The organism is Pelomonas caseinilytica (genome assembly GCF_021353235.1).
GTDB classification, from domain to species: Bacteria; Pseudomonadota; Gammaproteobacteria; order Burkholderiales; family Burkholderiaceae_C; genus Pelomonas; species Pelomonas caseinilytica.
This window is the reverse complement of sequence record NZ_JAJTWT010000001.1, coordinates 581,461-593,916: the sequence shown is the minus strand read 5'-3', so window position 1 is coordinate 593,916 and position 12,456 is coordinate 581,461. Positions and strand designations below refer to the sequence as shown.

The 12,456-nt window shown below is 69.4% G+C and carries 10 protein-coding genes; 5 read left to right on the top strand and 5 right to left on the bottom strand.

The window, feature by feature from the left end; genetic code table 11:
* The 5 genes from LXT12_RS02760 (at nt 1) to ntrC (ending at nt 5,605) form a co-directional block, all read left to right on the top strand.
* Nucleotides 1–792: a competence/damage-inducible protein A gene (locus tag LXT12_RS02760; RefSeq protein ID WP_233389214.1), complete on the top strand. Its 792-nt coding sequence runs from the start codon at nt 1–3 to the stop codon at nt 790–792.
* 184 nt (nt 793–976) lie between these two features.
* Nucleotides 977–2,392, top strand: a complete 1,416-nt coding sequence (glnA, locus tag LXT12_RS02755) for a type I glutamate--ammonia ligase (RefSeq protein WP_233389212.1) — start codon at nt 977–979, stop codon at nt 2,390–2,392.
* A gap of 96 nt (nt 2,393–2,488) precedes the next feature.
* Nucleotides 2,489–2,977: a hypothetical protein gene (locus LXT12_RS02750; protein ID WP_233389210.1), complete on the top strand. Its 489-nt coding sequence runs from the start codon at nt 2,489–2,491 to the stop codon at nt 2,975–2,977.
* Between the two features lie 32 nt (nt 2,978–3,009).
* Nucleotides 3,010–4,107, top strand: coding sequence for a nitrogen regulation protein NR(II) (glnL, locus tag LXT12_RS02745; protein WP_233389208.1), 1,098 nt, complete (start codon nt 3,010–3,012; stop codon nt 4,105–4,107).
* 34 nt (nt 4,108–4,141) lie between these two features.
* Nucleotides 4,142–5,605, top strand: coding sequence for a nitrogen regulation protein NR(I) (ntrC, locus tag LXT12_RS02740; protein WP_233389206.1), 1,464 nt, complete (start codon nt 4,142–4,144; stop codon nt 5,603–5,605).
* A 25-nt stretch (nt 5,606–5,630) separates the two neighbouring features.
* Here ntrC and LXT12_RS02735 read toward each other — a convergent pair whose 3' ends face one another.
* The 5 genes from LXT12_RS02735 to LXT12_RS02715 form a co-directional block, all read right to left on the bottom strand.
* The gene (locus LXT12_RS02735; RefSeq protein ID WP_233389204.1) at nt 5,631–7,352 is read right to left on the bottom strand and encodes a bifunctional protein-serine/threonine kinase/phosphatase; all 1,722 of its coding nucleotides are present in this window, start codon (nt 7,350–7,352) and stop codon (nt 5,631–5,633) included.
* On the bottom strand, nt 7,352–8,164 hold the full coding sequence (locus LXT12_RS02730) for a formate/nitrite transporter family protein (protein ID WP_233389202.1): 813 nt from the start codon (nt 8,162–8,164) through the stop codon (nt 7,352–7,354). The genes LXT12_RS02735 and LXT12_RS02730 overlap by 1 nt, the downstream gene beginning before the upstream one ends.
* Before the next feature lie 29 nt (nt 8,165–8,193).
* The gene (gene nirD, locus LXT12_RS02725) at nt 8,194–8,517 is read right to left on the bottom strand and encodes a nitrite reductase small subunit NirD (protein WP_233389200.1); all 324 of its coding nucleotides are present in this window, start codon (nt 8,515–8,517) and stop codon (nt 8,194–8,196) included.
* 112 nt (nt 8,518–8,629) lie between these two features.
* On the bottom strand, nt 8,630–11,161 hold the full coding sequence (gene nirB / locus LXT12_RS02720; protein WP_233389198.1) for a nitrite reductase large subunit NirB: 2,532 nt from the start codon (nt 11,159–11,161) through the stop codon (nt 8,630–8,632).
* Nucleotides 11,162–11,458: 297 nt separating this feature from the next.
* Nucleotides 11,459–12,418, bottom strand: a complete 960-nt coding sequence (locus tag LXT12_RS02715; protein WP_233389197.1) for an MBL fold metallo-hydrolase — start codon at nt 12,416–12,418, stop codon at nt 11,459–11,461.
* Nucleotides 12,419–12,456: the final 38 nt, after the last annotated feature.

Sequence of the window (12,456 nt, the reverse complement as noted above, 5' to 3'; positions counted from 1 at the left end):
ATGCAAATTGGGTTGATCATCATTGGCGACGAGATCCTGTCCGGCAAGCGCCAGGACTCGCACCTCGCCAAGTTCATCGAACTGCTGGGCGAGCGCGGCATGCAGCTGGCCTGGGCCCAATACCTCGGCGACGACCGCGCCCAGCTGACGGCACGGTTGCGCGACGCCTTCGCCAGCGGCGACCTGGTCGTCAGCTGCGGCGGCATCGGCGCCACGCCGGACGACCACACCCGCCAGGCCGCCGCCGCGGCGCTCGGGCGGCCCCTGGCCCTGCACCCCGAGGCGCGCGAGCTGATCTGGCAGCGCATCCAGCAGATGGCGGCCGACCAGGGCAAGACCGTCACGCCCGACGAGCCCGACAGCCTGCGCCGCTTCGAGATGGGCGTCTTCCCCGAAGGGGCCGGCATCGTGCCCAACCCGTACAACAAGATTCCGGGCTTCCATGTCGGGAATGTGCACTTCGTGCCCGGCTTCCCCGTCATGGCCCACCCGATGATGGCCTGGGTGCTGGACCGCTACCCCCAGTTGCATCGCCAGGTCGGCGTCATCGAGCGCTCCCTCATCGTGCAGGGCGCCATGGAGGCCAGCCTCACGCCGCTGATGGAATCGGTCGAGGCGGAATTCCCCGGCATCAAGGTCTTCAGCCTGCCGAGCGTCGACCACCCGCAGTGGGGACGCTGCATCGAGCTGGGCGTCAAGGGCTCGCCCAACCACCTGGCCAACGCCTACGATGCTCTGAAACGGGGCGTGATCCTGTTTGGTGCATCGATTAGCACTGAGTTGGTGCGTTAGTGGCCGGCCATCGGCGAACGTCAGCCCCCGGTCATCCCGCCGCCACCATAATGCTCGGCGCTGCACGGTCGCTACCCATGTCGGTGCACGCTGGCATGCAACCTGCTTTGATTTCCCCCGTTGGCCGTGTGCGCGCGTGCGCCCGCGGCGGCAAACCACCCCTCGATCCCGCTAGGAGCTATTGATGGCCAAGACCGTCGCCGATGTGATGAACATGGTGAAGGAGAACGAAGTCAAGTTCGTCGACTTCCGCTTCACCGATACCCGTGGCAAGGAACAGCACGTCTCCGTGCCCGTGTCCGCCTTTGACGAAGACAAGTTCACGTCGGGTCACGCCTTCGACGGCTCCTCGATCGCCGGTTGGAAGGGCATCGAGGCCTCGGACATGCTGCTCATGCCCGACCCGAACACCGCCAACATCGACCCCTTCTTCGAAGAGCCGACGCTGATCCTGTCCTGCGACGTCGTCGACCCCGCCGACGGCAAGGCCTATGAACGCGATCCGCGCTCGCTGGCCAAGCGCGCCGAGGCTTATCTCAAGGCCTCCGGCCTGGGCGACACCGCCTACTTCGGTCCCGAGCCCGAGTTCTTCATCTTCGACAGCGTGCGCTGGGGCAACGAGATGTCCGGCTCGTTCTTCAAGATCGAATCCGAGGAAGGCGCCTGGAACTCCGCCAAGGAGTACGAGCACGGCAACAGCGGCTACCGTCCCACCGTCAAGGGCGGCTACTTCCCCGTGCCCCCGGTCGACAGCGGCCAGGACATGCGCTCGGAGATGTGCCTGATCCTCGAACAGATGGGCATCCCCGTCGAAGTGCACCACCACGAAGTGGCCAACGCGGGTCAGATGGAAATCGGCACCAAGTTCAGCTCGCTGGTCCAGCGCGCCGACTGGCTGCAGCTGCAGAAGTACATCATCGTCAACGTCGCCCACGCCTACGGCAAGACGGCCACCTTCATGCCCAAGCCCCTGGTGGGCGACAACGGCTCCGGCATGCACGTTCACCAGTCCGTCTGGAAGGACGGCAAGAACCTGTTCGCCGGTGACGGCTACGCCGGTCTCTCCGAGTTCGCGCTGTACTACATCGGCGGCATCATCAAGCACGCCCGTGCGCTGAACGCCATCACCAACCCCGGCACCAACAGCTACAAGCGCCTGGTCCCCGGCTTCGAAGCCCCGGTCAAGCTGGCCTACTCGGCCAAGAACCGCTCGGCCTCGATCCGCATTCCGTACGTCGGCAACCCCAAGGGCCGCCGCATCGAGGCGCGCTTCCCCGATCCTTCCGCCAACCCCTACCTCGCCTTCAGCGCCCTGCTGATGGCCGGCCTGGACGGCGTGGAGAACAAGATCCACCCGGGCGAAGCCGCCACCAAGGACCTATACCACCTGCCGCCCGAGGAAGACGCGAAGATCCCGACCGTCTGCCACAGCCTCGACCAAGCCCTCGAGTACCTGGACAAGGACCGCGCCTTCCTGACCAAGGGCGGCGTGTTCACCGACAGCTACATCGACGCCTACATCGAGCTGAAGATGCAGGAAGTGACCCGCTTCCGCATGGCGACCCACCCGGTCGAGTTCGACATGTACTACGCGCTGTGATGGCCATGGGCAGCACCTTCGCTGCCTCGTCATCCCTTGAAAGGGGCCGCCCGCGCGGCCCCTTTTTCATGGCTCGGCCTGAGCCACAATGTCTGCATGAATCGACTGCTGGCACCGCTGCTCGTCGTGGCAAGCCTGGGCGCGCAAGCGCAGGGCACGGTCTATCGCTGCCCGGGGCCGCCGGTCCTCTACACCGATGCCCTCTCCGCCAAGGAAGCCAGCGAGAAGGGCTGCCGCACCATCGAGGGCACGCCCATCACCGTCGTGCAGTCGGTCAGGCCGCGCGCCGGCAATGCGGCGGCGGGCATCGACGGAGCCCGCGGTGCTGAAAGCCGTGTCGACGCCCAGCAGCAGCGCCTGCGCGACGACGAGCGCCGCCGCGTGCTGCAGGCCGAACTGCGCCAGGCCGAGGAGCGCCTGTCCGCCGCCCAGAAGGAATTCAACAACGGCCAGGGCGAGCGCCGCGGCGACGAGCGCAACTACCAGAAATACCTCGACCGCATGGCCGAGCTCAAGGACAGCATCGCCCGCTACGAGGCCGACGTGCAGGCCCTCAAACGCGAGATCGCCAAACTGCCCTCCTGAAGCGCCGGGCGCTGCGGGAGACTCCAAGCGCCATGACTGATACCCCCCTGCTGCCGGCCGAGTTCGCCGGCCTCGACCTGCTGGCCACCATGGTGGTGGTCGCCCGCGCAGACGGCGAATGCCTCTTCGCCAACGCCGCCTTCGAGAACGGCATGCGGCTGTCGCGCCGCACGGTGCAAAAGGCCCAGTTGGCCGACTGGTTCGACGACGCCCAGCGCCTGCTCGAGACGCTCGCCGGCGTGGCTGCCAACCACTACTCCAGCAGCCGCTTCGACGCCCTGCTGCGCCGCGGCGCCTGGGCTCATGAAGACGGCCTGCCCGTGCACGTCATCGTCTCGCAAATGGATGCGGCCGAAGACGGCACGCCGCGCGTCCTCGTGGAGCTCATCGAGATCGCCCAGCAGGCCCGCCAGGACCGCGACGAGCGCAACCTCGACCAGGTGCAGGCCACCAAGGAGCTCACGCGCAACCTGGCCCACGAGATCAAGAACCCCCTGGGCGGCATCCGCGGCGCGGCGCAGCTGCTGGCGCTGGAACTGCAGGACGGCCACGCCGAACTGAACGAGTACACGCAAGTCATCGTCCACGAGGTGGACCGGCTGCAAAGCCTCGTCGACCGGCTGCTGGCGCCCCACCGCCGCGCCCAGGTCGTGGGCGACGTCAACATCCACGAGATCTGCGAGCGCGTGCGCGCCCTGGTGCTCATCGAGCATCCCCGGGGCCTGAGCATCCCCCGCGACTACGACACCTCGCTGCCCGACTTCCGCGGCGACCGCGAGCAGCTCATCCAGATGGTGCTCAACATCGTCCAGAACGCCGCTCAAGCCTTGAGTTCGCGCATCGCCGCCGGCGACGCCGAGATCGTGCTGCGCACGCGGGTGGCGCGCCAGGTGACGATAGGCAAGCAACGCTGGCGCTTGGCACTGGAATTGCATATCGAGGACAACGGTCCCGGCGTCCCCGCCGAGATCCGGGACCGCATCTTCTTCCCGCTGGTATCGGGGCGGGAGGGCGGCTCGGGGCTCGGCCTCACGCTCGCGCAGACGATCGCCCAGCAACACCAGGGCATGATCGATTGCGAGAGCGAACCGGGCCTGACGAATTTCCGAATCACGATTCCGCTGCCCTGAGGTCACGAGCCCGCCGGCGCGGTTGAGGAACCGAATGAAATCCATCTGGGTTGTAGACGACGATCACTCGATCCGCTTCGTGCTCGAGAAGGCCTTGGCCCGCGAGGGCCTGCCGGTGCGCAGCTTCAGCAACGCACGCGACATGCTCGCCGCCCTCGACGACGATTCACCTCAGGTGCTCGTCTCCGACATCCGCATGCCGGGCGGCTCGGGGCTGGAACTGCTGGCCAAGGTCAAGGCCAGGCTGCCGGCCCTGCCCGTCATCATCATGACGGCCTACTCCGACCTCGACAGCGCGGTCTCCGCCTTCCAGGGCGGCGCCTTCGAGTACCTGCCCAAGCCCTTCGACCTGCCGCGCGCCGTCGAACTCATCCGTCGAGCGCAAGAGGAAAGCCAGCGCGAGGCCGGCGAGCAGGAAGCCGCCGCCCAGGTGCCCGAGATGCTCGGTCAGGCACCGGCCATGCAGGACGTCTTCCGTGCCATCGGCCGGCTCTCGCAGAGCAACGTCACCGTGCTCATCACCGGCGAGAGCGGCTCGGGCAAGGAGCTGGTCGCCCGCGCGCTGCACAAGCACAGCCCGCGCGGCGAGGGCCCCTTCGTCGCCATCAACACCGCAGCCATCCCCAAGGACCTGCTGGAGAGCGAACTCTTCGGCCACGAGCGCGGCGCCTTCACCGGCGCCCAGGCCTCGCGGCGAGGCCGCTTCGAGCAGGCCGACGGCGGCACCCTCTTCCTCGACGAGATCGGTGACATGCCCTTCGAGCTGCAGACGCGGCTGTTGCGCGTGCTGTCGGACGGCCAGTTCTACCGCGTCGGCGGGCACAGCCCGCTGCGCAGCAATGTGCGCGTCATCGCCGCCACCCATCAGAACCTGGAGGAGCGGGTGCGCCAGGGCGCCTTCCGCGAAGACCTCTTCCACCGCCTCAACGTCATCCGGCTGCGCCTGCCGCCGCTGCGCGAGCGCCGCGAGGACATTCCCTCGCTGGCCCGCCACTTCCTGCAGCGCAGCGCGACCGAGCTGGGCGTCGAGCCCAAGCGCCTCAGCGACGCCGCCCTGGCCGTGCTGACGCAGTTCGACTTCCCGGGCAACGTCCGCCAGCTCGAGAACATCTGCCACTGGCTCAGCGTCATGGCGCCCAGCCAGGTGGTGGAGCCCAAGGACCTGCCCGACGAGCTCCAGCCAGGCTACGTCGCCGCGCCTTCCCCGGCGCCGGCCCCGCCGCCCGGCGTCGTGGCCGTGCCCGCAGCGGCGCCGGCGCCGCCCGTCAGCACCAGCAGCGGCGAAGGCTGGCTGGCCGACATGGCCGCCGATGCCCGTGCCCGGCTGCTGGCCGGCGAGCCCGAGGTCTGGGACGCCCTCACCAAGCGCTTCGAGGCCCAGCTCATCCTGACGGCGCTGGACATCACCCGCGGCCGCCGCATCGAGGCCGCGCAGAAGCTCGGCATCGGGCGCAACACCATCACCCGCAAGATCCAGGAGCTGGGGCTGGACGTGTGAGCCCTTGCGCGCGGCGGCTGTGCTGCTAACGGCCGGTCGCGCGCAAGCCCAGCAGCACCAGCGTGGCCAGGCCGAGCGCCACCGTCGCGGCGCGCCAGAACAGCAGGGGGTGGCGCTGCGCCAGCGGCGTGCGGTCGCGCGCCAGGAACTCGGGCCCCGGCTCGTGCAGGTCGTGCACGAACTCCGACAGCGCCTGCTGCCGCCGCGCTGCCTGGGGTTGCAGCGCCTTTCTCAGCACGCGGTCCAGCCACTCCGGCAGGTCCGGCCTGCGCGTGCGCAGCGGCACGTAGTGCAGCTTGTGCAGGTCGCGCGCGCCGCGCACCTGCGGTACCTGCAGGCCGTAGGGCAGGGCGCCGGTCAGCATCTGGTAGACCAGCACGGCCAGCGAGAACAGCTCGGCCACGGGTGAGCCGCCGTCGCCGGTGAAGTATTCCGGCGCCGTGTACTGCAGCGTCCCGGCCAGCTCCAGCGCACGGGCGTCACCGAGGCCTTCGCTCAAGCCGGCCACATGGGCCGAGGCCAGGTCGATGAGGATGACCGTGCCGTGGCGGTCGATGATGAGGTTCTCGGGCCGCAGGTCCTGGTGCAGCATCTCCTTGCGATGCAGCGCCTGCAGGCCGCGGGCGACCTGCCCGGCGATGTCGCGCACCTCGTCCAGGCCGGGCCGGGGGTGGTCGGTCATCCACTGCGCCAGCGTCTGGCCGTGGATGAACTCGACGGCGGTGAACAGGTGTTCGCGCTTCTTCTCGGCCGGCGCAGCCTTGACGACGTGCGGGCTGTCGATGCGCCGCGCCACCCACTCCTCCCGCGCGAAGCGGTCCAGTTCGCGGGCGTTGCCGGCCAGCTCGGCGGTCGGCAGCTTGAGCGCCCATTCACGGCCGGCGTCGTCCACGGCCAGCACGACCTGGCTGCGCGCCGTGTGCTGCAGTTCGCGCACGACACGGTAGCCCTCGAAGGCCTGGCGCGGCGACAGCCTCGGCGGCAGGCGCAGACCGTCTCGGTCGACGGGCGGCGCGATGTCGCGGGGCAGGGCGTCGACGCGTGCCAGCATGAGGGTCGCGTTGTCCTCGCTGCCGCGCGCCAGCGCCTCGGCCACCAGCGACTCCGCTGCAGCCTGCAGGTTGGGGCCGTGGCGGGCCAGCGCGTCGTTCACCAGCGCGGCGTCCAGGTAGTCGTAGGCGCCGTCGGTCGCCAGCAGGAAGGTCTCGCCGACCTCCGTGGGCCAACTGGCGTGGTCGATGTCGAGATGGGCGCTGAGGCCCAGCGCGCGGCCGAGGTAGGTGGGGCCTCCATAGGCGCGCACGCGGTGGTCCTGGCTCAACTGCTCCAGCGCCGTGGCATGGACACGGTAGACACGCGTGTCGCCGACGTGCAGCAGGTGCACCTCGCGGCCCTTGAAGACGAGGGCGCTGAAGGCGCAGACGTGGCCGCGGTCCTTGTCGAAGCGGCCCTCGCCGCGCTGGCTCTCGGCGTGCAGCCAGGCGTTGGTGGCCGACAGCACGCCGTGCGCGGCGCGGCGCACCGTCCACGCTTCGGACGTGCCGTAGTAGTCCTCCAGGAAGCCGCGCACGGCGGCGGCGCTGGCGACCTGGCTGACCGGGCTGCTGCTGATGCCGTCGGCGACGGCCAGCGCGATGCCGCGGGCGCGGCGCTGCGCGTCGGTGGGTTGCGCGACGCCGTGGAAGTCCTGGTTCAGCGGCTTGCGGCCGGCGTCGGAGTGTTGGCCGACCGCCAGTCGCAGCGTCATCAGTTCAGCACTCGCTTGGGGGCCGTCTTGTAGTGGGTCGAGTACAGCGTCAGGCCCACGAAGGTCAGGCCGCCGACGAGGTTGCCAAGCACGGTCGGGATCTCGTTCCAGATGAAATAGTCCATCAGCGTGAACTTGCCGCCCAGCATCAGGCCCGACGGGAACAGGAACATGTTGACGATGCTGTGCTCGAAGCCCATGTAGAAGAACACCATCACCGGCATCCACATGCCGATGGCCTTGCCCGAGACCGAGGTGGACATCATGGCCGCGACCACGCCGGTGGACACCATCCAGTTGCACATCACGCCGCGGATGAAGAGCGTCAGCATGCCGGCCGCGCCGTGGGCCGCGTAGCCCACCGTGCGGCCTTCGCCGATGGTGCCGATCTTCTGGCCGATGGCATTGGGCGCCTCGCTGAAGCCGAAGGTGAAGATGATGGCCATGAAGACGGCCACGGTGAGCGCGCCGGCGAAGTTGCCGGCGAACACCAGCCCCCAGTTGCGCATCACGCCGCCCCAGGTCGCGCCGGGCCGCTTGTCCAGCACGGCCAGCGGCACGAGGGTGAACACGCCGGTGAGCAGGTCGAAGCCCATCAGGTAGAGCAGGATGAAGCCCACCGGGAAGAGCACGGCGCCGAGCAGCGGGTTGCCCGTGTTGACGCTCACCGACACGGCGAAGGCCGCGGCCAGCGCCAGGATGGCGCCGGCCATGTAGGCACGGATCAGCGTGTCGCGGGTGGACATCAGCAGCTTGGATTCGCCGGCGTCCACCATCCTGGTGACGAACTCGGTCGGGACGACGTAGGCCATGGTTTGTCTCCTCTCGCCTTTGGGTTTGTTCAGTTCAATGCGACCAGCACGCGGCCGTCGCGCACCTGCACGGCATGGGCGCGCACCGACTGCTCGGGCGCCTCCAGGCATTCGCCGGTGGCGAGGTCGAAGTGGTTCTTGTAGAGCGGCGAGGCGACGACGATGCGTTCGCCCAGGTTGCCCACGAGGCCGCGGGCCAGCACGCTGGCGCCGGAGCGCGGGTCGATGTTGTCGATGGCATGGAAGCGGTCGGGGCCGACGCGGAAGACGGCCACGTGGCGTCCGCCCACGCGGGCCGCGACGCCGGTGTCGGGAAGGATGTCGTCGACGCTGCAGACGGGGGTATAGGTCATGGGGGCTCCGCAAGCTGAAGAAATGCAACCACAGAGGCGCAGAGGCACAGAGAAGCTCACTCCTGTATTTGCTCTGTGTCTCTGTGCCTCTGTGGTTGCGTTTTGGGGTTGTTCAAGCAGTGGCTTCGTCGTGCTCTTCCGCGCGCTCATCGGGTCGCGCCGGCCGGATCTGCCCGCGCTCCTCGACGAAGACGATGCGTTCGTCCGGCTGGTCGCTGTTGACGAAGGAGCGGAAGCGCTGGCGCACGGCGGGCGTGGTGACGGCGGTCTTCCATTCGCACTGGTAGCTGTCGACGACGGCCTGCATCTGCGCCTCCAGCTCGGCGGCGAGGCCCAGGCTGTCCTTCACCAGCACGTCCTTCAGGTAGTCCAGCCCGCCCTCGAGGTTCTCGCGCCAGGTGCTGGTGCGCTGCAGGCGGTCGGCCGTGCGCACGTAGAACATCAGGAAGCGGTCGACCAGGCGGATGAGTTCGGCCTTGCTCAGGTCGCTGGCGATCAGCTCGGCATGGCGCGGCTTCATGCCGCCGTTGCCGCAGACGTAGAGGTTCCAGCCCTTGTCGGTGGCGATGACGCCCACGTCCTTGCCCTGGGCCTCGGCGCATTCGCGCGTGCAGCCCGAGACGCCGAACTTGATCTTGTGCGGCGCGCGCAGGCCCTTGTAGCGGTTCTCCAGTTCAACGGCCAGGCCCACGGAGTCGTCCACGCCATAACGGCACCACGTGCTGCCCACGCAGCTCTTCACGGTGCGCAGGGCCTTGCCGTAGGCATGGCCGCTCTCGAAGCCGGCGGCGATCAGCTCTTCCCAGATCAGCGGCAGCTGCTCCACGCGGGCGCCGAAGAGGTCGACGCGCTGGCCACCGGTGATCTTGGTGTAGAGGCCGTACTTCTTGGCGACCTGGCCGACGGCGATCAGCCCCTCGGGCGTGACCTCGCCGCCCGGCATGCGCGGCACGACGGAGTAGCTGCCGTCCTTCTGGATGTTGCCGAGGTAGTAGTCGTTGCTGTCCTGCAGGCTGGCCAATTCGGGCTCGAGCACGAAGGCGTTCCAGCAGGAGGCGAAGATGCTGGCCGCGGCCGGCTTGCAGACGTCGCAGCCCAGGCCGCGCCCGTGCCTGGCGAGCAGCTCGGAGAAGGTCTTGATGCCGCCCACGCGGACGAGGTGGAAGAGCTCCTGGCGCGAATGCGGGAAGTGCTCGCAGAGGTGGTTGTTCACCGCCATGCCGCGCCTGGCCATCTCCAGCTTCATGACCTGCGTCACCAGCGGCACGCAGCCGCCGCAGGTGGCGCCCGCCTTGGTGCAGGCCTTGAGTTCGGCCATGGTGGTGGCGCCATCGCCCACGGCGGCGCAGACCTGGGCCTTGCTGACGCTGTTGCAGGAGCACAGCTGGGCGCTGTCGGGCAGGGCGTCGGCGCCCAGGCCGGGCCTGGCCTTGCCGTCGCTGCCGGGCAGGATGAGGAACTCGGGCTCGGCCGGCAGCTTGATGCCGTTGAGCGCCATCTGCAGCAGGGTGCCGTACTCGGCCGCGTCGCCCACCAGCACGGCGCCGAGCAGCTTCTCGCCGTCCTCGCTGACGACGATCTTCTTGTAGACCTGCTTGCGCTCGTCGACGTACTGGTAGCTGCGGCACTTGGGCGTCTTGCCGTGGGCGTCGCCGATGCTGGCCACGTCCACGCCCATCAGCTTGAGCTTGGTGCTGAGGTCGGCCCCGGGGAAGGCCGCGGCGGCATTGCCGGCGATGTGCCGGGCCGCGACCCGCGCCATCTCGTAGCCCGGCGCGACCAGGCCGTAGGTCTGCTCGTTCCAGGACGCCACCTCGCCGATGGCGTAGACGTTGCGGTCGCTGGTGCGGCATTGGTCGTCGATGACGGCGCCGCCGCGCGGGCCGATGGCCAGCACGCACTGGCGGGCCAGCTCGTCGCGCGGGCGGATGCCGGCGGAGAACACGATCATGTCGGTCTCGAGCCAGCTGCCGTCGGCGAAGACCAGGCGGTGGCGTGCAGCGGCGCCGTCGGTGATCTCGACGGTGCTGCGCTGGGTGTGCACCTGCACGCCCAGGGCCTCGATCTTCTCGCGCAGCACGCGGCCGCCGGTCTCGTCCACCTGCACGGCCATCAGCCGCGGCGCGAATTCGACGACGTGGGTCTGCAGCCCCATGTCGCGCAGGGCCTTGGCGCACTCCAGCCCGAGCAGGCCGCCGCCGATGACGACGCCGCTCCTGGAGACCTTGCCGCTGGCCTGCATGCCCTCCAGGTCCTCGATGGTGCGGTAGACGTGGCAGTGCGGCCGGTCGCGGCCCGGCACTGCCGGCACGAAGGGGTAGGAGCCGGTGGCCAGCACCAGCTTGTCGTAGGGAATGACCTCGCCGTCGGCCGTCGTCACCGTGTGGTTGCGGCGTTCGATGGCCGCGGCCCGGGTGGCCAGGCGCAGCTGGAAGCCGGTCTTCTCGAAGAAGCCCGGCGCGACCAGCGACAGGTCCTCGGCCGACTTGCCCGAGAAGAACTCCGACAGGTGGACGCGGTCGTAGGCCGGGCGCGGCTCCTCGCACAGCACGGTCACCTGCACGTCGGCGGCTGCCGGGCCGTCGGCGAGGCATTCGAGGAACTTCTGGCCCACCATTCCGTGGCCGATGAGGACGATGTGCATGGTCTGTCGTGGCGAAGCAGGGCTGCGCCGGGCCGCGAGCGGGCCTGGTCGGAGCGGTCAGTAAGAAGGCCCCGTCAGCAGCTGTCTGCTCGACCGGGGCCTGAGAGGAGTCGCGCCGTTGCGCTGGGTCGCCGCCGTTGGCGATGTCTTGAAAGGAAGAGGCCGCAGGGCGGTGGCCTCGATCAAGTCATCGCAAGACGCGTGCCTGCCTGCCTTCCCGGGCGCGGCGGGGCGCTCGCGCCCGGCGGCACTGGCGCGGTGCGGTGCATCGCACCGCGGCGGGGCGTGTCGCCCGCCTCAAGTGCGGGCGGGTCGGTCCAGCCAGACCTCCAGCCCCTGCGCGTTCAGTTCGGCGTCCAGGGCCAGCCATTCGGCGGCGTCGGCGCCGGCCGGGTGGCCGTGCTCACGCAGCCGGGCGAGGTAGCCGTCGAGCAGGCCGCGCTTCAGGCGCTCGTGGCGGTCCGGCGCGTCGCGCAGGGACTCGGCCAGGGTCACCATCTCGTCCACCTGGGCCAGCATCAGCGCCGCCAGCCGCCGCACCTCGCCGACGCTGCCGCCGATGCGGCCGTAGTGCGTGACCTGCATGGCCACCGGCTCGGCTGCCAGCAGCCGGCCGACCGTGGCCTTGAGCGCCTCGGGGTCGAACTGCACCGGCGTGCTGGTCGGCAGGATCCAGGCGCGGCCGTCGACGTCGAAGGCGCGGTAGGACAGGCCGAAGGTGTCGCCGGCGAACCAGCTGCGGCTCCGCTCGTCCCAGATCGCGTGGTGGTGGCGGGCGTGGCCGGGGCTGTCGATGAGGCGCAAGGGCCGGCCGGCCAGCATCAGCACCTGGCCGTCGTGGCTGGCCTCGGCGCGCTCGGCCGGCACGGGCACGAGCTTGCCGTAGCTGCGCTGCATCTCCGCCTCGCCGTAGACCGTCAGGGCGCCCAGCCACAGCGCCTTGGGGTCGACCATGTGGCGCAGGCCGCGTGGGTGCACGAGGGCGCGAGCCTGCGGCAGGGCCTCCATCAGCAGGCCGACGCCGCCGGCGTGGTCGAGGTGCACGTGGGTGGGAATGACCCAGTCCACCGACTCCGGCGCCAGGCCCATGGCATTGAGCGCCGCCAGCAGGCGCGGCACGGCGTGGTTGGTGCCGGTGTCGACGAAGGCGGCGCGGCCGTTCTCGACGACGAGGTAGGCCGCGTCGAAGCGGGGGCGCTGGAAGCCGGTGTCGATGGCGTAGAGGCCGTGGCCGAGGTCTTCGATGAAATCGAGCATGAGGCGGGTATTTCTAGAATCGGCCGACGATAGCCGAA

Coding starts and splice junctions, on each gene's coding strand:
- LXT12_RS02760 (WP_233389214.1), top strand. CDS start 1: ATGCAAATTGGGTTGATCATCATTGGCGACGAGATCCTGTCCGGCAAG.
- glnA (WP_233389212.1), top strand. CDS start 977: ATGGCCAAGACCGTCGCCGATGTGATGAACATGGTGAAGGAGAACGAA.
- LXT12_RS02750 (WP_233389210.1), top strand. CDS start 2,489: ATGAATCGACTGCTGGCACCGCTGCTCGTCGTGGCAAGCCTGGGCGCG.
- glnL (WP_233389208.1), top strand. CDS start 3,010: ATGACTGATACCCCCCTGCTGCCGGCCGAGTTCGCCGGCCTCGACCTG.
- ntrC (WP_233389206.1), top strand. CDS start 4,142: ATGAAATCCATCTGGGTTGTAGACGACGATCACTCGATCCGCTTCGTG.
- LXT12_RS02735 (WP_233389204.1), bottom strand. CDS start 7,352: ATGACGCTGCGACTGGCGGTCGGCCAACACTCCGACGCCGGCCGCAAG.
- LXT12_RS02730 (WP_233389202.1), bottom strand. CDS start 8,164: ATGGCCTACGTCGTCCCGACCGAGTTCGTCACCAGGATGGTGGACGCC.
- nirD (WP_233389200.1), bottom strand. CDS start 8,517: ATGACCTATACCCCCGTCTGCAGCGTCGACGACATCCTTCCCGACACC.
- nirB (WP_233389198.1), bottom strand. CDS start 11,161: ATGCACATCGTCCTCATCGGCCACGGAATGGTGGGCCAGAAGTTCCTC.
- LXT12_RS02715 (WP_233389197.1), bottom strand. CDS start 12,418: ATGCTCGATTTCATCGAAGACCTCGGCCACGGCCTCTACGCCATCGAC.